This window comes from Lactiplantibacillus sp. B652, assembly GCF_023806745.1.
In the GTDB taxonomy this organism is placed as follows: Bacteria; Bacillota; Bacilli; order Lactobacillales; family Lactobacillaceae; genus Lactiplantibacillus; species Lactiplantibacillus pentosus.
In genome coordinates this window covers 20,336-46,823 of the sequence record NZ_JAMSKY010000014.1, presented here as the reverse complement: position 1 = coordinate 46,823, position 26,488 = coordinate 20,336, and the positions used below count along the sequence as shown (strand labels likewise).

Genomic DNA, 26,488 nt, shown 5'->3' with positions numbered 1-26,488 from the left:
GTGATGACAGCAGCTTACTTTAAAACGATCATGCGTGAAATCTGGTCCTCCAAGGCCCGGTTTGCGTCGATTCTACTCATTATCTTCCTCGGGGTGGCCTTTTATACCGGGATTCGAGCGACGGGTCCCGATATGTCGCAGGCCGCTAATGACTACTATAAGCAACAAAAGCTTGCGACGAATAGCGTGCAGTCGACGCTGGGGCTGACGAAATCAGATACGCAAGTGTTGGCCAAACATCGCTCGCAGTTGACTTATCAAGCCGCTAAATATGTCGATGTGAATCAGTTGACCAACAGTCAGGTCATCCGTGTCATGGCGTTACCGAAGACCCAACGTTTGAATCAGTTGCGGGTTGTCAGTGGCCGTTTACCGCGGCATGCCAACGAAATCGTCTTGGACGCACAGGCCAAACGATTACAGCCTAAGTTGAAGATCGGGTCGACGTATCGGATCAGTTCGACCACGAAACGGAACCAACAATTCACCCGCCGGACGTTCAAAGTGGTCGGCTTTGTGAACTCACCGACCTATGTCGAGAATACCGACCGGGGCGTGACAAATGTGGGGAAGGGGACGTTGGACTACTTAGTCTACGTTCGGCCACAAGTGTTGAAGTCTAGTGTGATTACGAGAATTGATGTCCAGTTTAAAAACTTACGCGGTGTGACGCCGTATACCGCAAAATATCGGCGCTTGAATCGGAAGAATACGGCGGCGCTCAAACGCTGGCTCAAGCCGCAAGCCAATAAGCGGCAACAACAACTGCAAGCGCAAGCAACTGCTAAAATTAAACCGTTACAACAAGCGACGAAGCAGTTAGAAAGTCAGGTGCCGGCTGGAACCGCGCAACTGGTCAAGCTCCAGACTCAGCTGAAGCAGGCGCAGGCCAAGGTTGCGGCCATCAAAGCACCGACCTATCTGTACACGGATCGCTCGGATAATCCCGGCTATACGGAATATCATGAAAATACGCAGCGTGTCGTGGCCCTATCGACCGTTTTCCCACTCTTCTTTATCGCCATTGCGGCGCTGATTTGTTTGACGACGATGACGCGGATGGTCGAGGAGCTCCGTTTGCAGATGGGAACGTTGAAGGCGTTAGGTTACTCAAACACCGCCGTTGGGAGCGAGTTCATGGTCTACGGGGGCTTAGCCGCACTGATTGGGACCGCGCTAGGCGTTGCCTTTGGGGTCAACTTCTTCCCCCGGTTTATCGCCCAAGCGTATGGTAGTATGTATAACTTGCCAGCCATCCACGTTCAGTATATCTGGCTGGATATTGTGATTGCACTCTTGATTGCGCTGCTATGCACGCTCGGAACGGCCCTAGTCGTCTTGCGAGTCGATTTGCGGGCATTACCGGCAAGCTTGTTGCAACCACGAGCACCCAAAGCGGGTAAAACATTGCTACTAGAACGTTGGCGGTGGTTATGGCGCCGGTTGAGTTTTAATCATAAAATTACGATTCGAAACCTGTTCCGTTACAAACAGCGACTACTGATGACCGTTCTCGGCATTGCCGGCTGTATGGCGATGATGATTACCGGGTTTGGGTTAAAAGACTCGATTGGCGATATTAGTGTCAAGCAATTCAATCAGTTGTGGCACTATGATGCGATCGTGACGCGCAGTGGGCAAGAAACCGCGCAGCAACGACGCGCTATTAGCAAAGGATCCACGTATCGTGCCAGCATGAAGCTGCAGGCCAAGCAGGTGACGGTCAAACAAGCGGGCGTCGCGGAACAGACGGCGACCCTTGGTATTCCAGCAGCGCAACAGCACTTGTCCAAGTTTGTCGTTTTACGGCATCGTCAGAGTCAGCAAGCAATTCAGCTGGGGACTCACGGTGCGGTGATTGATGAAAAACTGGCCAAGTTGTATGGCGTTCAAGCTGGCGACCAGTTGACGATCAAAGTCGCGGGGCAACCGGCGAAAAAGATTCGCGTCAGTGCAATCGCTGAAAATTATGTCAATCATTTTATCTACATGAGTCCGACGTATTATCGGCAGGTCTTCAAGCAGACACCAGTGTATAACACGAATTACGTGCAGTTCAAGAACGCGTCGACCAAGCAACAGAACGCCTACGCTGACCGCTTGTTGAAGCAAACGGGCATTCAAAATGTGACGTTGATGAGCACTGAGAAAGCCACGAACTTTAAGATGCTCGATAGCATGAACTTAGTCGTCTTGATTTTCGTCGTTTCTGCTGGGGCCTTAGCGCTAGTCGTCTTGTATAATTTGACGAACATCAACGTTTCTGAACGTATTCGGGAATTGTCGACGATCAAAGTGCTTGGATTCTATGACGGTGAAGTCACGATGTATATTTTCCGCGAGAACCTGATTCTAACGGTACTGGGAATGTTAGTCGGCTGCTTCTTGGGCAATTGGTTACATGCTTATATCCTGCAGACGGCCGAAACCAACGCGCTGATGTTCTCACCGACGATTCATCCGCTCAGCTACATCTATTCGGCACTGTTGACGCTGGCCTTCAGTCTACTCGTCATGGCCATGATGCATTGGAAGCTCAAACGGGTCAATATGCTGGATGCGCTAAAATCGGTTGATTAGGTGTTCCTGATGACGGTCGTCCTGAATGGAAGTGGTATAATTAAATTGATTGGAACAGTTTAATTTATCTATGATTAGGGGATGAACGGCATGGCGGAAACAGCGCAGTTAGAAGCGGCTGTAAAGGCATTAAGCGATATTGTTAAAATGAATACGGTGAATGACCATGAGCAATTAGTTGCCGATTATTTGGTGGCGTTACTCAAGCAACATGGCATCGAAGCCAAGACCATCACGTACGCACCGGGGCGGGTCAACTTGGTTGCCGAAATCGGGGATGGCAACGGGCCGGTGATTGGTTTGGATGGCCACGAAGATACGGTGGCGTTAGGTGACGCTGACAAGTGGCATACCGATCCCTTGGCCGCAACCATTAAGGATAACCGGTTGTATGGCCGTGGGGTGACGGACATGAAGGCCGGTCTGATGGCAGAAGTCTTTGCCATGATTAGCCTGCATGACCAACAAGTACCGCTTCACGGGACGGTGCGCTTATTAGCTACGGTCGGTGAAGAAGTCGACCACTTAGGCGCGGAACAACTGACTGAACTAGGCTATGCCGATGACTTACAAACCTTGATTTGTGCAGAACCGAGTGGCGCTGACAAACAATTGTTGTTGACCAAGTCGATCCAAGCGATGTTAGGTGTCGACGGGACGACTGCGCAACGGATGGCTGATGCTAATCCAACGACCGAACAACATTTTATTGAACTTGCCCACAAGGGATCATTGACCTATACCATCAAGGCACACGGGGTCGCTGCGCACAGTTCAATGCCAACGATTGGTCAAAATGCAATCGACATGTTGATGACTTATTATCAGAAACAGACGGCGTACTTTGACAGCTTCAAGGATGTGGTCAATCCCGTCTTGGGTCCGACAGTTCCAGTTGTGACGCTGATCAGTGGTGGGGAACAAGTCAACACGGTACCCGCTAGCGCTGAAATGTCGGTCAAAATTCGGACGATTCCGGAATTACGTAACGATAAGCTGATCAAGGATTTGGAAGCCATCATCGCGGAATGCAACGCTGCTGGTGCGAACTTGACGATGGACATCGCCAGTTCCTTTTATCCCGTTCATACGCCGGAAGACAGCCAGCTCGTTCAGTTAGCCAAGCAGGTCGGGGAACAAGTCTTGCAACAACGGCTCCCATACTTTGGGGCACCCGGTGGGACAGATGCATCATCGTACATTGTTAAGAGTCCGGATATGCAAGTGATCGTCTTTGGCCCAGGTAACATTACCGCACACCAAGTCGACGAATACGTTGATTTGGATATGTACGGCCGGTTTATTGAAATTTATCAACAAATGATTACCCGTTTACTCGCCTAGGTATTCGTTGGCGGTAAACGATGCAACATGATTACGAAGGGGGGCGCCAAATTGGTGGCCCCTTTCGTTATACATACGATTGATAGTGGGGGCTAAGTTAGTTGGGTGGCAGCGTTTGTGGACTCAGAAATCAGCCATAGCCAGACATCATACAACTGATTTAGCACCTGACTCACAGATTTAGAAAGGTGTGGTGACAATGTTTGTTAAAAGTTTTCGAGAATTCCTGGCCACGTTTTTAGTCATTATTGGTATTGGCCTGCTATATACCCGAACGACGACTGCTGGCTACGTTGGTTGTGGTCTCGCTATCGTGATTGGCCTGCTATTGCAACCGAAGATTTCAAAGTGGTATCTGGGGTTGTTGCGGCAAGACCGGCATCGCTAAGGCACCACCAAAGTAATCGCGCAGTATATACCAGTCCGTTTATCGATGCTTTGCAATGATAGATGGACTGCTGAGTGTTCGTGGACGTGGCCATGTGAGTATCGGTATCGCGATCAGGTCCGACCCAACTGGACTTAATTGAAAACCAGACATTAAAATAGCCCCGCCGTCGTTTCGAATTTTCGATAACGACGGCGGGGCTATTTGCGTTCAGTGATCATTGGGCTAGCAATTATTCATGATGCCCAAAGCGTTGTAAGTAACTACTGAAATCTTCATGATCCTGCGTAATGCCGGCTTCTTTTTCCTCATACCAATTGATTTTGTCATTCAGAATTTGGAGATGGTGTTGCACTTCGTTGAACTGAACTAAGAAATCTTCCTTAACGTGTTTGAGTAACGCGAGGCGTTGTGGAATCGTCTCGTCGCCGGCCGCTCGCCAGGCAACGTACTGCTGCAATTCACTAATACTCATTCCGGTGCCTTTTAGGTGTAACAAGAATTTGACCCAGTTAATATCCGCAGCTTCGTAATAGCGGCGGCCGTTTTCTAGCCGATGAGGTTCAATTAGCCCAGCTTTTTCGTAATAGCGTAAGGTGGGTGCGGTGAGTCCAACTGCCTTGGCAAAATCACCGATGGCATAGCGTTCAGGGGTAGTGGTGGTCATAGAATCGACTCCTTTGATTGATTTGAGATCGTTATTATTTAAAGTAACTTTAGCACTAACCATACCACGAAAACTTATTTTAGCAAGTTTAAACTTTGCAGTTGACTTAAAGCGTACTTTAAGTTGTAAGCTAGGTTCATCGATGAGGTATTAAGCAAGTTAAGACAAGGAGTGTTCTAATATGACAACAAACAACAGTGGTTTATTTGGTTTAGGCGAAAAGAACGTCGCCTACCAACAATATTTTATTGGGCAAAGTTATCTCAATGCGTTGGCAGGAGATGACCAGGTCGACGTCAACGTCTCAAACGTGACTTTCGAACCCGGATGCCGTAATAACTGGCATATCCACCACAATGGTTACCAAATTCTATTAGTGACGAGCGGCGAAGGCTGGTACCAAGAAGACGGTAAGCCGGCACAATTGCTGCATCCAGGGGATGTCGTTACGATCCATCCCGGTGTCAAACATTGGCATGGTGCCACTAAGAATAGTTGGTTCGCACACATCGCGATTACAAAAGGGACGAGTGAATGGCTCGAACCCGTCGATGATGCTGCTTATGCCAAACTAGCAGACTAGCAGTATCTTCGAGACAAAGTTAACGGCTATATCAATCAATAGTTAAAACGAGGAGGAAGTCAATATGGCAGAAAAACAAACTGCAGGTCGCGATAACTTGGGTCAATTAGCCCCACAATTTGCGGCATTAAATGATGATGTCTTATTTGGTGAAGTCTGGTCACGGGAAAGTGCCCTTAGTTTACATGATCGGAGCATGATTACGATTGCGTGCCTCATGACCAGTGGCGATTTTCCACAATTAAAGGCGCATTTCAAGATGGGCAAGGATCACGGCATCTCAAAGGACGAAGCCGTTGAAATCGTGACTCACTTGGCCTTCTATGCTGGCTGGCCTAAAGCCTGGTCTGCAATGGCACTGATTAAAGAAGTTTATGGTGAATAGGAGCAAGATTGAATGACAGTTAAAGATAAAGTTGTCGTTATTACGGGAGCGTCGTCCGGAATTGGGGCGGCGACTGCCAAACAGTTAGCCAGTCATGGTGCCAAAGTCGTGCTAGGGGCTCGGCGCGAAGACCGGTTGGCAGCCTTGGTTGATGAAATCAAAGCTGCCGGGGGTCAAGCGGCCTACCAAGTGACCGACGTGACGAAGGCCGCTGAAGTCGAAACACTAGTTGACTTGGCTCAAACCAAATTTGGTGGCCTGGATGTCATTTTCAACAATGCCGGTATCATGCCGACGTCGCCCATCAGCGCGCTACACACGGATGAATGGGATCAGATGATCGATATTAATATCAAGGGCGTTTTGAATGGCGTAGCAGCGGTCATGCCGATTTTTACCGCTCAGAAGTCTGGTCAAATCATTACGACGTCTTCGGTTGCCGGAATTAAATCCTTCACGGGGGCCGGCGTATACGGTGCCACGAAGTTTGCAGTTCGTAATTTGATGGAAGTCATCCGAATGGAAAGTGCCCAGGAAGGAACTAATATTCGAACGGTCAGTTTGTATCCAGCCGCAATCAATACGGAACTCTTGCACACGATTACGGATAAGACGGCTAAGCAGAACATGACCGCTTTCTATCAACAAGTTGGCATCAGCCCGGAAGCAGTCGCGAACGTCGTTAACTTTGCCATTGATCAGCCAGAAGATGTCAATGTCAATGAGTTTACAATCTACCCAACCAAGCAGGCGTAATTGCAGCGTTGGCTGATAATTAAAATTTTATCATTATGAATTGTTGGGGATAAACTACCATTTAGCCCGACAAAAAAACGATCAAGTGACCGCTACACAAGTTATTTTGCGCAGCGATCACTTGGTCGTTTTTGGGCTGGATAAGGTCAAATATCAATATGGGGAAAGTTAAGAATTCGCGCCCAAATTAACTAGCGCAATACGTGTATTAACAGGTTCATATTAAAATAACCGGGTTATCAGTAACGGAATGATGACAACTACTTCAAACTCAATCCGCGTTTTAGATTGCCCCAGAAGCCGAGTTCGTCGGTCTGTAGCATTAAACCGCCATAGATCCGGCCGATATACAGCATACTACCGACAATCGTGGCAATCAGAATCAAGAGTGAAATCACTGCGGCAGGCATGGTTGCCATCCCGTTGATCAGCCGCAACGGCATGAAGTATGACGAGAAGAACGGAATATACGAGAAAATCTTAACGAAGAGATTATCCGGCGTATTCTGAAAAGCGAGTGCCATGAAGAAGGCCAACATACTGAGATAGATAACCGGCTGCGCAGCTTTACTGGCATCCGCGACCCGCGTCATCAAGGCACCACAGAAGGCGGAAGCAATCGTATATAGGAGGACCGCCAGTAAGGCAAATAGGAGGTTGATTGACACCAGGTTATGGATGACCTGATTGATCAAGTCGGTATTCTGTTCCCAGAAATCCGCGGTCAGCGCACTGCGTTGGGCAAACTGAATGACGGCAAAGCCTCCAATTAGATAGACGAGCAACTGGGTGACGATGACGAGCAAAACACCATAAATCTTACCATTAAAGTATTTACGTGGCGTGGTACTTGAGAAGATGACTTCCATAATTTTAGTTCCCTTATCCGCGGCAATTTCTTGGGCCGTAATGGCGGAGTAGGTGGTCAAAATCAAGTAGACGAAGAAGACCACGATGTAGAAGGAGACCGTTTTTGCCGTTTTATCGGATGCGGCGTGGCGTTGCAATTCCTGTGTGAACTTGGGTTGTACCGCCAGCGCCTTGACTTGGCTCGACGTCAGCTTAGCTTGTTGCAGGTTACGCTGCCCCTGAATCGTGGCTAAAAATTGCTGAATTTTGGCTTTATCGCCACTGCTGACTGCATTCGGTCCAGTAAACTTGGCTCGTAATTGCTGCTTATCCGTTGAGAGCACGAGGTAGCCGGCAATGTCGTTGCGCTTGGTGGCCGCCTTAGCACTCGCTAACGTTTGATATTTTTTAGTCGTCGCAATCTGACTCTGTTTGATGAAGCTTGTGCGCAGGGCCTTATCGGTGCTAATGACGGCAATGTCGCTTTTGCTGGCACTTGGAGCTGCAAAGTATGAGAAGGCGAAGACGAAGCCAAAGAAGACAAATGGCATAAAGACCAGTGAAATAAAGCTCCAAGATTTGATTTGACGTAAGTAGGTTTCGAAGGTGACGATCCACGTCTTATTCATGTTGGCCACCTCCAGCTTCCGTGCGGAAAATCTCATCTAGTGTCGGTGGTTGTTGACTGAATTCCTCAATATAATGGCCACCGGTGACTTGGTCGAAGAGGCTCGGACCAACATCGGCGGATGCGAGTTCGAGTCGGTAGCGCCGCGCACCTTGTTTAGAAACGCCGGTGACCCCAGGGAGAGCAGCCAGTTGGTCCGCCGACCAGTCAGTTGTCAGGAAGAGGCGGGTCCGTCCGAATTGTGCGCGGACATCGTCAATCGTCCCTTTCAGCACAGTTTCCCCATTCCGTAACATGACTAAGGAGTCACAAATCGCTTCCACGTTGCTCATATCATGGCTCGAAAAGATGATGGCCGCGCCCCGTTGCTTCGCATCCAGAATCGCCTGTTTGAGTAAATCGGCGTTTACGGGATCCAAACCACTGAACGGTTCATCCAAAATAATGAGTTTGGGCTCGTGGATCAGGGTACAAATCAATTGGACCTTCTGCTGGTTCCCCTTTGACAACTTATCGATTTTATCCGTTGGTTGGCCCTTGACCGCAAACCGTGCCATCCATGAGGCAATCTTAGGCTTGATTACCTTGGCGGGCTGATTTTTCAGTCGTGCCAGGTAGACGATTTGTTGCGTGATGGTTAGTTTGGACATCAGACTACGTTCCTCAGGCAAGTACCCGATTTGATCATAATCGGCGGCCGTCAGTGGCTGACCATTCCAAGTGATTTGCCCCTCGAAAGATAGAAAATTCAAAATACTATGAAAAGTGGTGGATTTTCCAGCCCCGTTTTGACCAATCAGACCCACGATTTTCCCGTCATGGACATCGAACGTCACGTCGTTTAACGCTTGAACATCGCCAAAGCGTTTATGGATATGTGTGATGGATAACATGTGTTGCCCCCCCTAAATCATTAGATTGATTCAATCATGTCATAGTTAACTAGTTGTTGCAAGCACTAACCTGTGTCTCAAGTTCCAGCAGCGCGCGTTTCATTGGCAAGCCGCCACGATAGCCGCCCAGCTGGCCATCCTTGCGACAAACGCGATGGCAAGGAACGACGATTAATAGTGGGTTGCGGCCCACCGCCGATGCGACGGCCCGGATGGCAGTGGGGCGGTCAATCATGCCGGCCAGCTGCGTATAAGTCGTCGTGTGACCGTATGGAATCGTAGTCAGTGCTTGCCAGACAGCTTGCTGCAGGGCTGTTCCGGTACTTTGATCGAGCGGAACATCAAATCGTTGCCGGTTACCGCTGAGATAAGCGGCCAATTCCTGGGCGGCTGACTGATTGGCATCAGGACGATAGACGATTTCGGCGGTTGGGAAAAACGACTGCCATTCGTCACGCGAACCGTCACGACTACCGACAAATGCGAGCCCCAGGTCAGTCGAACCTAGCCAATAGGTATGCTGGTCAATAGTGGTGTTTGTCAAAATTAATTGCATGAGCATAAACCTCGTTTTCATAGTTGATAGCGCTAGTATAACAGAATTTGGTAAAGGGTGAGGGCAATTGAATTTTAGCTGAATCCTGGATAATAGGAGCAAGTTCGCTAGTACGCTTAAATATGACGAACAGGTAAGCTTCACTAAGCAAAACCGCCACTACTGACATTCAGATGAATGACGATAGTGGCGGTTAAAAAATCGGTTGGCGCATCATTAATGATGGCAATATTCAAATTCAAATAAGGATTAGTACCAACCGTTAGCTTGCCAGAATGCTTTGGCAGCGACCCATGATCCATAACGGGCGGCAACGTAAGCATCTGCAGTGGCTTCCTGATTCGCAGCGGAGTAATCACCGTTCAACATTGATTTGCCTAATTGATACTTACCATAGTAAATACCGTTCGTTGCGGTGTATGAGCCGCCAGATTCGCGAGCAGCAATCCAAGCTTTCGCTGCGGCTTCCGCGGTGCTACTGGTTGAAGTACTGGTCGATGTACTGCTGGTTGTAGCGGTACTACTTGAGCTGGCCGTCGTTGCGGCACTGCTGCTGGAACTAGCCGCACTAGAACTAGCTGCGCTTGAACTAGCTGCACTAGATGTAGCTGATTGGCTAGTAGCCGCACTGGTTGCAACGGCATGCGTCGTCGTCGTTGAACTTTGGCTAGTTGCATTGCTTACGGAACTAGCGCTAGCTTGGCTGGTACTGCTTTGGCTAGTTGCATTGCTTACAGAACTAGCACTAGCTTGACTGGTACTGCTTTGGCTAGTTGCGCTGGTAACCGAACTAGCACTAGCTTGGCTGGCACTGCTTTGACTGGTTGCATCGCTTACAGAACTAGCACTGGCTTGGCTGGTACTGCTTTGGCTAGTTGCATTGCTTACTGAACTAGCGCTAACTTGGCTGGTACTGCTTTGGCTGGCTGCATTGCTTACTGAACTGACACTAGCCTGACTGGCAGTGGTCGTCGAGCTTGCGGCAGAGGCAGAAGTTGCGTTACTGGTGTTCGTTGTGGTTGCCTGAGTTGCAGTCGTGGTCGTTGGACGAACGACTTTGACGGATTGGTGCTTGTTTACTTTGAGTTTGTCGCCAACGTAAATTAAGTTGACGTTCTTCAAGTGGTTCAACTTTTGGACAGCTGCAACCGTGGTTTTGTGGGTATCAGCAATCTCACTGACCGTATCACCGGCTTTGACAGTCACCGTGTCCGCTTTGGCAGCAGTGGCGCCTAGCGCGATCGCCCCAGTTGTTGCTAATGAGGATAATAAGAGGTGTTTGATTTTCATAGACTTTGTTCACTCCCAAACTTAGAATAGACTTCTTTTAAAGTGTACCATCATGTAAGCGGTTCGTTAAGGGCGATTTACCCCTTTAATAATTAATTTTCAGACTTGAACGATTGCCATAACAAAAGGAACCGAAAACGTGATTAGTATATAGTGTAACAGATTAACACTTACAATGCCGCTGATTTGCAATCGTCGGGCGCTAGAATTGTTGAAACGAGGGACTCAAGTGTGGTTCATCATTTTTTAAAAACTAAGCCCGGTGTCGGTCCAAATTGAACACGCACAGCTGAACATACAAAAAACGCGCCACCCCCAAAGAGGTGTCGCGCTGATTGTATGTTCAGTTGTGCAAGATTTTGTTTAGTAATAACCGTTGGCTTCCCAGAATGCCTTGGCAGCAACCCATGAACCATAACGGGAAGCGACATATTCGTCAGCGACCTTTTCTTGGTTGGATGCAGAGTAATCACCGTTTAGTAGGGACTTGGAAAGTTGATACTTACCATAGTAATTCCCATTTGAGGCCGTGTATGAACCGCCAGATTCTTTATTCGCGATCCAAGCTTTCGCGGCTGCTTCAGCACTACTTGAAGTGCTCGTTGACGATGAAGAAGATGAGGTTGTCGTCGATGAACTGCTGGTCGCAGTTGTACTGCTACTCGTGGCTGCGCTGGATGCCGTCGTGCTTGAGGAAGTCGCGCTACTTGATGCGGCGCTGGCCGTACTCGTTGCTGACGAACTAGTTGCGGTGGTGTTGCTCAACTTCGTCATTGAAGCGGAAGTTGCTGTGGAACTAGATTCACTAGCGGCACTTGATGAAGACTGTGCGGTGCTGGATTGGGCGGCAGAACTAGCACTCGAAGCGGTACTCGTGGTGCTGGTTGCCGCTGAACTAGCAGCGCTGCTTGGTAATTTTGCAGTTGCGGTCTGATGTTTGCCGTTGATTTCTAGTTTGTCGCCAATGTAGATTAAGTTGACGTCTTTTAGATGGTTCGCTTTTTGAATCGCCTTGATGGTCGTATGATGCGTCAAGGCCAACGCACTGACGGTATCGCCAGCTTTGACGACGACTGTATCAGCGTTAGCGACGGTCGTCCCGAGGGCTAAGAGGCCAGTCGCTGCTAATGAAGTTAATAGCGCATTTTTCATTTTCATGATAATAAAGTCACTCCTATAAAATTGCTGTCTGACGTTTCATTGAATGGTGATTAGTATACTGTCTCCAGATTGCAAAGCAATAAACAACAGATTACGGTTTGCGCCAATTTTGTAATAAAGTAACACAGTGTAACAAGTTAACACTTTCATCATCTTTTCGCCACATTATCGTCATACTCGCGGTAAAATTCAGAAGGTAACTTAAAAAATGGCTTAAAGCGATGAGCGAAATTCTTATTAATACCATGAAATTTGTTATAATCGAAACCGTTAAGCAGAACGTCGTGTAAGGGAGCGAGAAGGATGTATTATTTTGTGAATACCAGCATTAACCCGAAAAAGTCGGGCATCGAACATGCTGAAATGAAACGGCTGGCGCTTTTTAACCAGCATCACGTTCCTGCTAAGATGGTGACCAGATTCTTTTCATTGTCATTACATCAAACCTTGAAGTCAGCGGGAATTGCGGCTGAAAATCAAATCAACTTATTTGATTTTATTCAACACAGTAGCCAGCAACCCACGACTGCAATGACCATTGATGACTTGCATTTGGCTGCCGATTTACGGGTTGAAGCAGTGGGGAGAAATTACGAAGTTTATCAAGATAATCAATTATTAATGAAGGTCAACACGTTTGCCAATACGCAAAAGCAGCTGAACAATGTTCAGTATTACGACCAAAATGGTAAGTTAGTCAAGACTGATTGGTACGATACTCGTGGTTTCAAGGGGCTTGAGCAGTTTTATGCTGCTGATGGGCAAGTCGCGAGTGAACAAGTCTTTAATCCTGCTGGTGAAGTGGTTTATCAAACCTTTCATATGGCAGACCGGCAAAATCAAGTGCAAAATTCACTTTACCGGTTTATCAATTATGGTGGTCAAGACTGGTCGTTTACTGGTGAGACGGCGATGACGACGTTCTTTCTGGATGAGTTGAACCGGACGTCTAAGAATGCCGTCTTTGTTGTCGATCGCACCTATGAGTTAGCGTATGCCGCACTTCATATGCGGACGAAAGCCTTTAAGGTCATGCACTTACACAGTAATCACGTCAATGATCCAGCGCATCCTAAGACCGCTGGGCTGAATTTTAACTATGCCTATGCACTGAACAACCTCGACCAATGGAATGGCGTTATCGCTTCAACGGCGCAACAGACCGCGGATTTTCAGGACCGGTTTGGCAATCAACCGGCCGTATACACCATTCCGGTGGGCATCGTCGATGATGCCACGTTAGCTGCACCTAAACCTGCCTGGGAGACGCGCACGGCTGGTAAGATTATTTTTGTTGCTCGCCTCGCCGAAGAGAAGCAGCAGGATCAAGTGATTCGGGCGTTCAAACAAGTCCGCCAACAGGTGCCAAATGCGACCCTTGATTTTTGGGGCTATGCAAACGGCGATACGGGTAAAAAGTTGCGCGCGTTAGTCGAGAAGTTGGGTCTGCAGTCAGCCGTGTCCTTTAATGATTACACGACTGATTTGACCGCGGTCTATAACGACGCTCAGCTGGCGATGTTGACGTCGCGTGCGGAAGGTTTTGCGCTCGCACTGCTGGAAGGCCAAGCTCATGGCGTCCCGCAAATTGCCTATGACGTGAAGTATGGTCCGCGTGATATTATTCGCGACGGGCAAGATGGCCGCTTGGTACCGGTCAATGATGAGGATGCGCTAGCCGCGGCGATGATTGATTTGTTGACGTATCCGAAGCAACTGGCCGCTTATAGCCAGCAAGCCTATCAAGATGCACAGCGCTTCAGTACGGCTGCGGTGTGGCAACAATGGCAGCCGTTAATGCAAGCGGCAACGGCTTTTTATCAAGGTGAGGGGGCAACGCAGCGATGAATTTTTTTGTCAATCAGTATTTAATGGCACTCAACTCGGGCGTCGAGCACGCTGAATTCAAACGGCTTCAGCTATTTCAAGCGCATCAGGCGCCGGCTAAACTGGTGACTCGCCAATTTGATGGTTTATTGCATCAGAACATGCGCCGCTTCAATATTGGTGACGATCAAATGGCCAATATGTTTGATTTCTTCCGTGAAACGACCAGTTATCCGAGTCAAGTCGTTAAGATGACTGATTTGAACTGGCCGGCAGCGTATGATATCAAACCCGACCCAAACGTGAGTGAAGTCCGCGCTGGGGACCGTTTGATTGCCAAGGTCCACTTTGTGCCAAGTACCGTGGGCCACGTCTACTTCATCGAAATCTTTGACCGTTTTGACAACCTTGTTCAGCGAACTGATTATGATGAACGGGGCTTCAAAGCACGTGATGAGTTCTTCTCGTCGGCGGGCGAACCCGTGACGGACATCTTTTATCGGCCGGATGGGCGGCGGATGGCTGAGCAGTATTATGCCCATGATAGTAATGGGGCCAACTACGTCTCGTTGTGTCATTTGATGGATTATCAGGGCCGCGACTACTATTTCAATGGTGAACAGGAATGGTACCGGTTCTTCCTCGATGAACTGAACAAACAGTACGATGAAGATAATGTCTTTATTGCAGACCGGCCGTTAGCCGCCCAGTGGCCAGTCGTCAACATGCGAACAGCGGCTAAAAAATATCTGTGGCTGCCGACGCCGCACGCGGTTGATCCACGAGATCAGGTCTATTCGAATCTGAACAATGCCTACGTTTACGGGCTCCATGAGTTCTTAAGTGCCTGGGATGGCGTGATCACGAGTACTGAACAACAAAAGCAGGACTTAACCCAGTGGCTTGGTGGGCATCCGAGTGTGCCAATTTTGGCTATTTCGGCCGCGGTAGTGACTAAACAACAAGCTGACCGCACACCAATCGCCGTCAGTGACCGCCATGCGCATCAGATTATTTATACGGGGCGGCTGGATGCTGAACGGCGTGTCGACCAACTGATCACCGCTTTTGAACAAGTTCAGCGGAAAATCAAGGATGCCACCCTGGTCATTTATGGCTACGGGGGGATGCTGGAACAGTTAAAGCAACAAGCGGAACAGGCTCACTTAGGTGCAGCGGTTACCTTTGCCGGCTACCAACCCGACTTAACCAGCGCATACGACCAAGCCGGCGCCTACGTTTATACCGGTGAAAGTGATGCGCAGCCGCTCTCGTTAATTGAAGCGCTGAGTCACGGGGTACCGGCGATTGCTTATGATATTAATTATGGACCAAAGGATATTCTAAAAGATGGTAAGAACGGCTATCTGGTCAAGGATGGTGCCATCAATCAACTCGTTCGAGCACTGACCCGGACATTAGAAAGCCCACAGCGGCAACAACGTTTGAGCAAGGGGGCCTATCAAAGTAGTGAACAATATGCTGACGATCAAGTCTGGCAACAATGGCAGGCGGTTGTTCAGTAAGACTAAAATGGTCTGGCTGTCATTAGTCAGGCTATTTTTTTGTGGGTAAATGGGCATCGTGGCGATGGTTTGGTAAGTTCACAATGGTGATATTTTAGATGGATCGACAGGCATAGCAGACGGCTTAAATGCTGTTACAGTGGCATTTGTGACGCGCTGACTTTAACTGTTGTTTGATGATTGAAGCTAGCTAAAAAATTTATCTGAGATAGGACTTGAGGTCAGAGCGGACAGGCGCTATTATTCACGCATGAAACTTGACTGGGTATCGAGTTTCATAGCCTAGTGATTGGAAGGAAAGTGACATAGATGCGAAAAAAGGAGAAAATTGTCGGCTTTTTATTAAGTAGTAGCTTATGTTTGTCACTGGCGACGCCACTGTCGGTAAGCGCGAGTCATCGAAGTGTGCGCCATCGACCAGTAACGACGTCGTTAACCCAAAATACTGGTAATTTCAGTCGGTTATCCAAGAATGTGCAACGGCAGGTTCATTTTACCTTTCAAGTGAATAACGACCATATCAGGCGAGACCGGCACTGGAATTATTTGATTGGAACGGATGTGAAAATCAACAACCGCTCTTCAAAGACAGTCACTTTTAACCTTAACCGCTTCACAGTGGGTGGCGTAAACTTGCGCGGAAAAAATCGGCTTGTAACGATTCGTGCTCATAAAAGTACCGTGCTCCGGAATGCCTTGACGGGCAGTGAACAGGTGTACACTATTCCGGTGGAGGAGATTGCATCACATCGCGACCTTGGCCGTGTCCAATTTAATTATCGCGGCTACGGCAAGTATCGAACGGTTGACCTCGCTCCGATGTCGTCAATCTTTGTGCCACAACAACGCGGCATCAGGTCGATTGGATTAGTCTTCCATCACGCTTATCACAAAACGACGTTGAAGTATGTTCTGAAAAAGTTCTAAGATGTTTAGTTTGTCATATCTGAGAAGCGGCTTGTTCATCTCGGTTTGATCGTATTCTGTCAATCAGTGAGCCATTAAAGTAGGCCGGCGTATTAGCACGCCGGCCTTTTTGCGAGTGAACGATATATTTTTTGCAATCACCAATGCAGCTCACCCGTTTGACCAGGTCGTCAAATACTGCGTGATGGTGGCTTGTACCGGTCGTAGCGCGGCGGCTGGATGGTGATTGGTGAGTAAGAAGAATTGGCGCTGATAGTGGCTGCTAAGTGCTTCGACTGGAATCGTGGATGCGAGTACGTGGCGTGAAATAATCGTTTGCCCCGTGCCCCGGGCGAGTAGATCGGCAATCATTTGATTACTGTGAATGACCATGACTTGCTCGGGCTGAATGTTGCGTGCTTTCAAAAAAGCGTTGGTATAGTGGCGAACGCCGGAATTCGGCTCACGCAAAAGCCAGAGCGGACTGTTAAAATCACCGGCGTGGACTAGTTCGTCATGACCAAATGCCAAACGGTTCAAGTGGTCTGTGACCAGCGGCTTTTCCACTAGGCCAAAGTCGAGTTTGTGCTGCGACATAGCAGTCAGAATTTCTGCAGAATTAGCGAGTGTGACTTGAAAATCGAAGCGGTCACTGGCAGTGCTCAGTTCGGCCAAGAGTGCTGGTAAAATCAAGCTCCCAGTCGTATGTGACGCGCCAATGCGGCAAGGCACCTTGACCAGTTGACGTGGTGAACGGACAGCCGTTTTAGTCGCGGCCCAGGTCGTTAATAACTTCTGCGCTTGTTGATAAAGTAGCTGGCCACTAGCAGTCGGTACGATTTCTTGACGGCCATTACGGGTGAACAGGGTTGTTTGTAAATCCGCCTCTAATTGTTTAATTTGAGTTGAAACGGTGGGCTGTGAAATGAAAAGTTGTTCGGCCGCATGGGAAAAATTTCGCGTTTCATAAACGGCACAGAAGGTTTCCAATTGTTTGAACATACGTCTCCCTCCAAACTATTATGATTTTTAATAATAACTATCATAATAATTTATTTCTCAAATGTAAATAACTTTCGTATACTTAAACTCATCGGGATAGAGATGGGAGAAAGCGAATGAAGGTCAAAGGGATTTTACCAGGGTTACTGACGAGTCTTGCCATCGCCATTATTAGTCAATGGCTGGCACAGTTAGTCCCTGCGCTGGGGGCAGCAACCATTGCAATTCTGTTAGGAATTGTGGGTGGAAACACCGTTTTGAAACAACCGCAACTTGGTCGGGGGACGAAGTTTGCGGAAAGTAAGTTGTTGGAGTATTCAGTCATGTTACTGGGTGCGACGATGACGGTCCAAACGATTGGCAAAATCGGCGGTCTAGGCGTGGTATTCATTCTGTGCCAGATGACGATCACAATCGTTGGCGCCTTGTGGTTAGGCAACAAACTAGGCTTCAGTCAATCGGTACGGATGTTGATGGCTGGGGGAAACGCGGTTTGTGGTTCTTCTGCGATTGCGTCGATTGCACCAGTGATTGATGCCGATGAAGATGATAAGGGGACTGTGATTACGCTGGTCAATTTGATGGGAACCGTGCTGATGCTAACGCTGCCCGTACTGGGGATGGCCGTATTTGGCGGCAGTGTGATCCTCAAAGGGGCTTTGATTGGTGGGACTTTGCAATCCGTCGGTCAAGTGGTAGCCGCAGCAAGTATGGTGAATCAGACGACCGTGCAATTTGCCACGATTTTTAAAATTATGCGGATTATGATGTTAGTGGTCGTCGTGCTGATTTTTGGTCGCTTACATCAACGGACACTAGAAAACGAATTGGCTGAAGATGCGGTCGTCAGTGGCAACGGAAATGGTCACTGGCTCCCATGGTATGTCGCGGGATTTCTGATTTTATGTGCACTGAACAGCTTGGTTTCGTTGCCAGCAATCGTTGGCACGACCGCGCATACAATCAGTAGTTGGTTTGAAATCATCGCACTAGCAGCGATTGGCTTACGGCTGAACTTAGTTAATTTCTTGAAAGCCGGGAAGCGCTTAGCGTTATACGGACTGGGCGTGGGGACGCTGCAGGTCGTAAGTGCGTTGATTTTGATTACGGCTTTGCTCCGACATTAGTTGATTTTTATCACTTAAATCGCAATAATGGTTAATAATTTAATTAATCATGACTGCGATTTTTTGTCGAGAAAGCAGGGATGCAGATGTTAAGTTATCACGTCACACCAACGATTGAACTCCGGGCACCACTGCCACAACAGGACGCACCGATGTTATTGGCATTATTAAAGGCCAATCGGGATCAGTATCAATATTATTTACCGTGGGTCGCAACACTTCAGACGCTTGATGATGAGCAGCAGTTTTTGATGACGGCTGAAGCGCAATTGGCCCGGAGCCAGGCACTCAACCTAGTCATTGTCGTTAACCAACAAGTGGCCGGGATGATCAGTTGTGACCATTTTGGAGACAGTGATGATAGTGCCAACGTTGGTTATTGGTTGGGACGGCAATTTCAAGGGAGGGGCGTAATGACAATGGCAGTCCGCGGTATTTGTCATTTGGGCTTTGACCACTATCACCGCCAACGGTTACGAATTCGTGCAGCCGTCGACAATCAAGCTAGCAATGCCGTCGCACAACGGTCAGAATTTAAATTTCTCAAAACCGAACCGCGCGGGCAACACTTATTAGATGGTGACCACGATGAGAACGTGTATGAATTAAGCGCAACGATGTATTATCAAGGCTTGCGGGAATAAGGTGTTACTGAAAGTAGGGCTTACCATTCTTAAGTTCAAAAGCAGCCAGCTGAGGCCCGCTGGAAACAAGGCGAGTTAGCGTAAACCTGATTTGATAGCTGCGTCCTAGGCTGGCTTCCAGGCATTCTGGGCAATGGCCGTAACGTGGTGGACACAGATTTAAGCCGACAACCCACGTCTTAAATACTGGTCTTTCACTAACCAAGCACAAAACGCTTGCTAAGTGAAATTTCACCACTTGGCTTTGCCCAGAATACCTTCCAGCCGGGACAGTATTCGAAAGGCAGACATGTGCAAACTCAACTTTTTGATGAATTGGTCGTTGATTCTTAGAAACTAGTTATTTTGATATTTAACTGTAAGACTTGTTTCTGATAATCGCTAAATTAGCGTACTCGTGTTTTGCTTTCGGAAGCCAGAAACATTACCGAACATGGGTCGCATAAACTCTAGTCGCCTGGGCTGAAAAATTCCTGAATGCTCAACGACTGGAAATTAGCGAATAATGCTTAGACAAGCGCATTAACATATAAATGTTATAACTCACCATCGATAACGATTCATAAAAGTTTGCCTGAAGAGCCAGTCTCCCAACATTCAGTAGCCAATTGCGCCAAATTAAGTGGCCGTTTATCCGCCATTCGAGCGGCTTCCCGACTGTAGGGCCGGCTGACAATGCTCAGTAGCCAAATTATTCTTAGCTGGAAGTGGTCTTCTTCCGGCTTAGAATAAGACTCGTATTTGAAATTGCGCAGTGGGTTTCTGCGTGAGTTCAAATCGATGTCGGCTTACGTTCCAGCAATTGTCAGCCGGCCCCGGAAGTCGGAGTAGGAAGATCACCGGCAGACGAACAGTAAGCTAAACAATTAGCAGGGTTCAATCAGTTATAATGCTAACAACAACTAGCACGACGCACAGATAGTGAATCCATCATTCTAACAACACATTCAAAAAAGGAACGCCCAACTGATTTTTTCAGTTGAGCGTTCCTTTTTATAACTAATAGTTGTTTGCTAAGTAACCTAATGATTAACTTTTAACCGTAATCACTTGCCAAGTTTTGGGAATTGTAAATAAATACTGACGTGCGACGACCTTAGTCTTGGTATTGCCAAGGCTGAAGAGGACGCGCGCCCAGTGGTTTTTGAACTGCCAAGTGGTCGTTCTGATCTGAACTTGAGCAGGCACTCCAGTCGTGAGCTTAGTTGTGGTCGTGGTTGCGGCGACCGTGCGACTGGCTTTTGTGGCACCCTTGACGCGCTCCGAACCAGTTCCTAGTTGTTGAACGCGTAATGCGGTGCGTTTCGACTGCAAGGGAGCCAAATCTTGGATTTGCGTCTGTGTCACTTGATGCATACCCCAATGATAATTATCGTTCAGGATGAGGGCACCGAGTCCACCAGCGATGATTAGACCGCTAATGAGCGTCGTGAGGACACGCGTGCGACCCGCTCGGGCAAAAATCATCGCACCGGCAAAGACAAAAGTGGCGAGAATCAATAACACGATAATCATGCGGCATCATCCTCCTGACTGAGTGTGGTCGAATGGTTGGCCTTCAAGAAGTAGGTCAAACCAAAGCCAATTGCACAGAAAATCAGAGAAACGACGAACGCCATGTGATAACCCGTTAAAGTTGCCGTGATACCAGCTTGCTTGTATTTCAGCGGCGCTTGGGTCAAGAGGTGGTGGGCTGGCATTTGCCACTTGGCCACACTCGAGTAGACACTGATGAGGACGGCGGTCCCCATTGAAGCGGCAACTTGCCGTAGCGTATTATTAGCGGCAGTCCCGTGAGAGATCAACCGGAACGGTAACGCGTTGATACCAGTGGTCGTGACGGGCATTGTTACCATCGTTAGGCCAAACATCCGAATCGCGTAAACGACAATGATCCACAAGATAGGAGTCGTTGCGCTAATCGACAGGAAGAAGGCGGTTCCGAGTGTTAATAATAACATCCCGGTCATCGCAAGTCGGCGAGCGCCAATATGGTCGAAGATACGACCAGTAATCGGGCTCATGATCCCCATCATAATGGCACCAGGCAATAAAATCAGCCCGGAGTCCATGGCTGAACGGCCCAGTACCGTTTGAATGTACATCGGTAAAATCATTTCGACCCCCATCATGGCCATGTAGGCGAGGGCAGTCAAAATGGCGGATAGGGTAAACGCTGGAATTTTAAAGACGCGTAATTCCAATAATGGCTGATCCATATGAAGTTGCCGCCAGACGAAGAGACCGATGAAAATCAGACCGATGACTAAGGTTGTGAGTACGATTGGGTCGCCCCAGCCGGAATTGCCGACGGATGAGAAACCGTACAACATGCTACCAAAACCAATCGTGGAGATTAACACGGACCACTAATCAATCGGTTGTTTGGATGTCGGTAATACCTTTCGTAAGGTGAATAGTGACACGATAATCACGAGAATATTGATTGGCAAGATGAATAGGAAGAGCGCCCGCCAAGAATAGTTATCAATAATCCATCCGGACAGGGTCGGACCGATGGCTGGTGCTAGACCAATAACGATTCCGGCCGTTCCCATCGCTGAGCCCCGTTTTTCTGGCGGGTAGACCGATGACATGATGGTCTGAAAGACGGGTGCGGAAATTCCGACCCCCATTGCCTGAATCATTCGGGCAATCAGTAACATCTGAAAGTTAACGGCGAAGTACGCCAGCGTCGTTCCCAGGCCAAAGATGACCATGGCAGTTAGGTATAAATATTTGGAATTGATTCGGGTGAGTAACCAAGCACTGACCGGAATCATAATACCCATAATCAGCATGAAGCCAGTGGTCAACCACTGAACAGCAGTTGCGGAAATGTGAAAATCAGTCATTAACGTTGGAAAAGCCGTGGTCAACAACGTTTGAGTGATAAAAGTCGTAAACGTTCCGACGAGCAAAGTCAACACTAACCAAGTCCGGTGGTAAGGTTTGCCGTTTGCATCGAGCGGTAACGTTGAATTCTGAGTTGGCATAGTACCGTCCTTTCTTTTTATAGATTCTGTAATAATGAACAATCAATAAGTATAGCACGATGCGCGGGTCAAGCCTATTGATTGGTCCCAAGCAGACGTGCGAAAGGGCGGATTTGCGTGGTAAAATAAGGATTATTGCAATAAAGGAGTTTATGATGAACGATGAATAATTCAATGGAACGGCCCGTCGACCGGCAATTAAAACACTGGTTGATTATACGGGTCGAACAAGCCTTCTAATTTGAAGATACAGTCAATCTTGTAAATTAGGAAGGAAATTAACGTGAATTCAAAATCTTTAAACAAAAGTACCGTCTTATTAATGGCGATTTCCGCGGCAATCGTGGTCGCCAACATCAATTACATCCAACCAATCGAAGCGGATATTGCTCAGCAGTTCAATCTTGCTAACGCCGTCGTCGGAGCGGTGGCGATGCTGACGCAATTAGGCTATGCATTTGGCCTGCTATTGATCGTACCGATGGGTGATATCATGAATCGGCGCACGCTCATTATGCGGTTACTCGTACTCGCCATTGTTTCAGCATTGCTGGCATTTGTTGCGCCCAATATCTGGGTGTACGCCATCGCCAGTGTGTTGATTGGGGTCACCTCAGTCGCACCACAAGTGATTATTCCATACGCGGGCTTCTTAGCCCCTCGGCAGCAACGTGGTCAAGTATTGGGGAATGTTTTGAGCGGACTGTTAGTCGGGGTCTTGCTGTCACGGACGGTGAGCGGTGTGTTGGCCAGCTACCTGCCATGGCAGATGGTTTATCTGATTGCTGCCATTTTGATTGCGGGCCTGTGGGTGATTTTATGGCAAAAATTGCCCCATGATCCAGTCACTGCACATGCCACCACTTATCGGGAAATGATTAAAACGGTCCCAAAGTTGTTGCGTCGCTATCCAGTTTTGCGTGCGTCTGCGGTCAACGGGTTTGTGCTGTTTGGTGTTTCCAATATCTTCTGGGCGACCTTGGTCTTCTATTTGCAACATCAATATGGCTGGGGCAGTCGTGAAGCCGGTTTGCTGGCCTTATTAGGTGTAACGGGGGTTCTTGCAGCCCCATTGATTGGTCGGCTGGCGGACCGTTTTCATCCACGAACGATTATTGGACTGGGGTTGGTGTTGTCTACACTGGCCTACGTCGTCTTCTGGTTAAGTGGAACCCACATCGCTGGACTAATTGTTGGCATCGTGATTCTTGATTTGGGGACCCAATTCGGACAGGTCGCCAATCAGGCGCGCATCCAGAGCATCGATGTCCATGCTAGCAGCCGGTTCAATTCCGTCTTCATGTTCGGTTACTTCATGGGCGGGGCACTCGGTTCGTTTTGCGGTAACGTCTTGTGGAACCTAGCTGGTTGGAACGGCGTTTGTGGATTAGCCGTCGTGGTACTGGTGATGGGCTTTTACGCGCACTTCATTCATTATCCACGCGTGGTAGCACGCCAGGCTCAGAATTAGTGCCACAACGAGAACTAGACATAGAGATAAGTCGCAATGATTGTTGTGAATGTTGTCAGGATTGATTGACTAAACGTGCAAGTCGCGCGAAAGGTTTCAAAAACTTGGTATCAGATTTATCTAAAGCAATTGAACGAAATTAAAGATTCAACTGGCATTAAAGGAATCAATGAAAGATTGTGTGTGGCGTGGCGTTTGTGGCGGCATAGTGGACTATTTTCAGACGTCTTCGATTTGAGTCAGATTAGTCTTCTTATTTGGTGGAAGCAGCTTCTTTTGGATTGACCTATATTCGGCTTGAAAAATTACTAGAGGACACGCATTGTGCTAGTTAATTTGTCATGATTCATGGCTAAATCATGACAAGTTGGCGTCCTGTTCGTCAGCCGATGCGCGTCTTAGTCCGACCTCCGGAGCTGGCTGACAACGCTGGAACAGGGCGGACATCGATTTGAACTCACGCAGAAAAACACTGAGTAATTTCAAATACGAGTCTTCTTCTAGCCCGGGAAATTCACCCGGACAAGAAGAATTTCGCCCTTGAGCATTGTCAGCCAGCCCCTCCAGTCGGGAAGCCGTTCGAATGGCGGATGAACGACCACCTATCTGGGTACAATTGACCACTGAGTATTAAGTGACTGGTCCTTCAAACAAACTTTTAATCGGAGTCAATAATGCTTTATCACACTTAATCACTGAAAAAATCAGTTGAATTTTATTCGCAAGATTCAACGGACAGTGGCCTTGAAATGAGTTGATTAAATTGCCGTCGTTTGGAATTCGAGACTTTGCTATCTCCAACGACTAGAGAAAGTTCTGACAAATTCAGTGAAACCGCGATTCGAAAAGTTAAAACATGGGTTAGGAAGCTTAGCTAACCGGAAGTCCCAGTCTGACCCGAACACGTTTCATCCACATTGCAGCTAACGTGAAAGACCAGTATTTAAGACGTGGGTTGTCGGCTTAAATCTGTGTCCATCGCGTTCCAGCGTTGTCAGAAATACCTGGAAGCCGGTGTAGGACGAACAACACGACAGCTTTACGCTAACTCGCTTTGTTTCCAGCGGGTCTCAGCTGGCAGCACTTGAACTTAGAAATTGTCATGATTTAACCATCTTTAAAGCTAAATCATAACTAGCACAACGCATTAGAGGACAAGTATTTATAAACGAACGGTTACAGATTACTCGCAGATTATTAACGTTTGTGTAATAACTTAATAATTGGTATAGTCGTTGCTTGCGGATGACGACTAATCAATGTGAAGTCTGACGATGATGAATCCGATGTATCTTAATCTGAATCGAGGTTGAACTTTAGTTTACACACAACTCGATTAAAAGGATTGTATTTCAATAAAAATGGTCTAAACTCTAGTTATTCATGTTAGAAGATGTTACATGAAATCTAAATAAGAGGGTTTTGCTATGCGAATTGAAGCAGATTGTATTGGTGAGTTAGCGGTTTCCAGACGATGCCCTATATGGGATTCATACCTTGCGTGCGGTCCATAATTTTCCGATTTCTACGGAATTGATGCATCCGCTGATTATTCAAAGCCTCGTTCAAATCAAGAAGGCCGCTGCCAGTGTCAATGCGGCTGCTGGAACCTTAACGAGTGCTAAGGCGCAAGCCATTATTGCGGCATGCAATCAGTTGCTGCTCGGACGTTACGCGGATAACTTCATTGTCCCAGCGATTCAAGGTGGCGCCGGCACTTCGGCGAACATGAACGTCAATGAAGTCGTTGCTAATCTGGCGCACCAATTAGTGCCAGCGGTGACCGTGCATCCCAACGATGACGTCAACCAATCACAATCGACTAATGACACGTTTCCAACGGCTGGTAAAATGGCGCTTCAAATTCAATTGCCAGGTTTATTGACGGCCCTCAGTCGACTGGTCCAGACGCTGTTAGTCAAGTCTCAGCGTTATCAGGACGCCATCAAAGTTGGGCGAACCCAGCTTGAAGATGCGGTTCCTACCACCTATGGACGGACCTTTCATGCCTATTACCAGTTGTTCAAACGCGATTTGAGCCGGATTCGGCAGGCGGGGGAACAGTTACAGTTGGTCAATTTAGGTGGGACGGCAATTGGGACTGGCATCAACGCCACTGCGACCTATCAGCAGCAGATTCTGCAACAGCTACAACGGAATACGGGGTTAACTTTGGTCGCTGCGGATGATTTGATCGACGCGACGCAAAATTGTGATTTGTTTGTCGCCTTTTCGGCCGCGATGAAGACCCTAGCTGTCGACCTATCGAAATTCAGCAATGACTTACGATTGTTGGCGAGTGGTCCCCAAGCCGGATTTGGTGAGTTGAATTTACCTGCTCAACAAGCTGGTTCCTCAATCATGCCTGGAAAAATCAACCCGGTTATTCCAGAAGTGGTCAACCAAGTCGCGTTTGAAGTGATGGGCAACGATACAACGGTCACTATGGCGGCGGAGGCGGGGCAACTGGAACTCAATGCCTTTGAACCAATCATGTTACGCGTCTTGTTGGCCAGCGAAGCCCATTTACAACACGCTATTGAAACGCTGGTCGATCACTGTGTTCGGCAATTGACGGTCAATCGGGAACGGTGTGCAGACCAAGTCGCACACTCCGCAATCACCGCAACGGTCCTAGCACCGTATCTAGGTTATGAAATGACGACGACCCTGATCAAGGAAGCATTGGCTGCCCATCAAGCTATCCCGGCATTATTACGCCAGCGCGAATTATTACCAGAAGCCCTCACTGACCAATTATTCTCACCAACCGGACTAATGCAGCCCCGGATGGCTCAGACACCACCGTTAAACGTGGCCGCAAAATAACGCTGAGGATTAACTAGGTGATATGAATCAGCGCAAGGCAATCGATTGTCAAAAAATAGACGTGTCAGGATTTTCAATAA

At 48.0% G+C, this 26,488-nt stretch carries 20 protein-coding genes and 2 pseudogenes; 13 read left to right on the top strand and 9 right to left on the bottom strand.

Going from position 1 to position 26,488, the window contains the following annotated elements:
• The first annotated feature begins 3 nt into the window (after positions 1-3).
• The 3 genes from MZO40_RS14310 (at position 4) to MZO40_RS14300 (ending at position 4,312) form a co-directional block, all read left to right on the top strand.
• Positions 4-2,580: an ABC transporter permease gene (locus MZO40_RS14310; RefSeq protein ID WP_105961618.1), complete on the top strand. Its 2,577-nt coding sequence runs from the start codon at positions 4-6 to the stop codon at positions 2,578-2,580.
• Positions 2,581-2,661: 81 nt separating this feature from the next.
• Positions 2,662-3,924 (top strand): ArgE/DapE family deacylase, encoded by a 1,263-nt coding sequence (locus MZO40_RS14305; protein ID WP_105921813.1) that lies wholly within the window; start codon positions 2,662-2,664, stop codon positions 3,922-3,924.
• A 199-nt stretch (positions 3,925-4,123) separates the two neighbouring features.
• Positions 4,124-4,312 carry a hypothetical protein gene (locus MZO40_RS14300; protein ID WP_105961619.1) on the top strand — a complete coding sequence of 63 codons (189 nt, stop codon included), beginning with the start codon at positions 4,124-4,126 and terminating at the stop codon, positions 4,310-4,312.
• 232 nt (positions 4,313-4,544) lie between these two features.
• On the opposite strand, the gene MZO40_RS14295 is transcribed toward MZO40_RS14300, so the two are convergent.
• A complete protein-coding gene (locus tag MZO40_RS14295) occupies positions 4,545-4,979 on the bottom strand; it encodes a MerR family transcriptional regulator (protein WP_021337521.1) in 435 nt (144 codons plus the stop codon).
• A gap of 181 nt (positions 4,980-5,160) precedes the next feature.
• Here MZO40_RS14295 and MZO40_RS14290 point away from each other — a divergent pair, with 181 nt between their 5' ends.
• The 3 genes from MZO40_RS14290 to MZO40_RS14280 all read left to right on the top strand — a co-directional run bounded on the left by MZO40_RS14290 (position 5,161) and on the right by MZO40_RS14280 (position 6,703).
• On the top strand, positions 5,161-5,562 hold the full coding sequence (locus tag MZO40_RS14290; protein ID WP_088770830.1) for a cupin domain-containing protein: 402 nt from the start codon (positions 5,161-5,163) through the stop codon (positions 5,560-5,562).
• Positions 5,563-5,626: 64 nt separating this feature from the next.
• Positions 5,627-5,947: a carboxymuconolactone decarboxylase family protein gene (locus MZO40_RS14285; protein WP_003639547.1), complete on the top strand. Its 321-nt coding sequence runs from the start codon at positions 5,627-5,629 to the stop codon at positions 5,945-5,947.
• Between the two features lie 12 nt (positions 5,948-5,959).
• Positions 5,960-6,703: an SDR family oxidoreductase gene (locus MZO40_RS14280; RefSeq protein ID WP_050340307.1), complete on the top strand. Its 744-nt coding sequence runs from the start codon at positions 5,960-5,962 to the stop codon at positions 6,701-6,703.
• Between the two features lie 260 nt (positions 6,704-6,963).
• Here the strand turns inward: MZO40_RS14280 and MZO40_RS14275 are convergent, their stop codons facing one another.
• The 5 genes from MZO40_RS14275 to MZO40_RS14255 all read right to left on the bottom strand — a co-directional run bounded on the left by MZO40_RS14275 (position 6,964) and on the right by MZO40_RS14255 (position 12,077).
• Entirely contained in the window at positions 6,964-8,181 is a 1,218-nt protein-coding gene (locus tag MZO40_RS14275) for an ABC transporter permease (protein ID WP_105961621.1), read from the bottom strand.
• Positions 8,174-9,073: an ABC transporter ATP-binding protein gene (locus tag MZO40_RS14270; protein ID WP_105961622.1), complete on the bottom strand. Its 900-nt coding sequence runs from the start codon at positions 9,071-9,073 to the stop codon at positions 8,174-8,176. Before MZO40_RS14270 ends, MZO40_RS14275 begins: the two co-directional genes overlap by 8 nt.
• Positions 9,074-9,122: 49 nt before the next feature.
• Positions 9,123-9,629 (bottom strand): methylated-DNA--[protein]-cysteine S-methyltransferase, encoded by a 507-nt coding sequence (locus MZO40_RS14265; protein WP_122217808.1) that lies wholly within the window; start codon positions 9,627-9,629, stop codon positions 9,123-9,125.
• 249 nt (positions 9,630-9,878) lie between these two features.
• A complete protein-coding gene (locus MZO40_RS14260; RefSeq protein WP_122217807.1) occupies positions 9,879-10,919 on the bottom strand; it encodes a LysM domain-containing protein in 1,041 nt (346 codons plus the stop codon).
• A gap of 363 nt (positions 10,920-11,282) precedes the next feature.
• Positions 11,283-12,077: a LysM domain-containing protein gene (locus MZO40_RS14255; protein ID WP_252133365.1), complete on the bottom strand. Its 795-nt coding sequence runs from the start codon at positions 12,075-12,077 to the stop codon at positions 11,283-11,285.
• Between the two features lie 306 nt (positions 12,078-12,383).
• Here MZO40_RS14255 and MZO40_RS14250 point away from each other — a divergent pair, with 306 nt between their 5' ends.
• The 3 genes from MZO40_RS14250 (at position 12,384) to MZO40_RS14240 (ending at position 16,360) form a co-directional block, all read left to right on the top strand.
• Positions 12,384-13,928: a glycosyltransferase gene (locus MZO40_RS14250; RefSeq protein WP_252133364.1), complete on the top strand. Its 1,545-nt coding sequence runs from the start codon at positions 12,384-12,386 to the stop codon at positions 13,926-13,928.
• Positions 13,925-15,433, top strand: coding sequence for an accessory Sec system glycosyltransferase Asp1 (gene asp1, locus MZO40_RS14245; RefSeq protein ID WP_105961626.1), 1,509 nt, complete (start codon positions 13,925-13,927; stop codon positions 15,431-15,433). The genes MZO40_RS14250 and asp1 overlap by 4 nt, the downstream gene beginning before the upstream one ends.
• A 309-nt stretch (positions 15,434-15,742) precedes the next feature.
• Positions 15,743-16,360, top strand: a complete 618-nt coding sequence (locus tag MZO40_RS14240; RefSeq protein ID WP_105961627.1) for a hypothetical protein — start codon at positions 15,743-15,745, stop codon at positions 16,358-16,360.
• 150 nt (positions 16,361-16,510) lie between these two features.
• Here MZO40_RS14240 and MZO40_RS14235 read toward each other — a convergent pair whose 3' ends face one another.
• On the bottom strand, positions 16,511-17,341 hold the full coding sequence (locus MZO40_RS14235) for a LysR family transcriptional regulator (RefSeq protein ID WP_105961628.1): 831 nt from the start codon (positions 17,339-17,341) through the stop codon (positions 16,511-16,513).
• A gap of 116 nt (positions 17,342-17,457) precedes the next feature.
• On the opposite strand from MZO40_RS14235, the gene MZO40_RS14230 reads away from it, so the two are divergent.
• Together MZO40_RS14230 and MZO40_RS14225 are read left to right on the top strand one after the other, a co-directional pair.
• A complete protein-coding gene (locus tag MZO40_RS14230) occupies positions 17,458-18,468 on the top strand; it encodes a YeiH family protein (RefSeq protein ID WP_101872997.1) in 1,011 nt (336 codons plus the stop codon).
• 80 nt (positions 18,469-18,548) lie between these two features.
• Entirely contained in the window at positions 18,549-19,112 is a 564-nt protein-coding gene (locus MZO40_RS14225) for a GNAT family N-acetyltransferase (protein WP_309487047.1), read from the top strand.
• Positions 19,113-20,141: 1,029 nt separating this feature from the next.
• Here the strand turns inward: MZO40_RS14225 and MZO40_RS14220 are convergent.
• Together MZO40_RS14220 and MZO40_RS14215 are read right to left on the bottom strand one after the other, a co-directional pair.
• Entirely contained in the window at positions 20,142-20,627 is a 486-nt protein-coding gene (locus tag MZO40_RS14220; protein ID WP_252133362.1) for a DUF4811 domain-containing protein, read from the bottom strand.
• A pseudogene (locus MZO40_RS14215) lies at positions 20,624-22,108 on the bottom strand (MDR family MFS transporter). Before MZO40_RS14215 ends, MZO40_RS14220 begins: the two are co-directional and overlap by 4 nt.
• A gap of 283 nt (positions 22,109-22,391) precedes the next feature.
• Here MZO40_RS14215 and MZO40_RS14210 point away from each other — a divergent pair.
• The gene (locus tag MZO40_RS14210) at positions 22,392-23,579 is read left to right on the top strand and encodes an MFS transporter (RefSeq protein ID WP_101873000.1); all 1,188 of its coding nucleotides are present in this window, start codon (positions 22,392-22,394) and stop codon (positions 23,577-23,579) included.
• 1,427 nt (positions 23,580-25,006) lie between these two features.
• Positions 25,007-26,408: pseudogene (locus MZO40_RS14205) on the top strand (aspartate ammonia-lyase).
• Positions 26,409-26,488 lie beyond the last annotated feature (80 nt).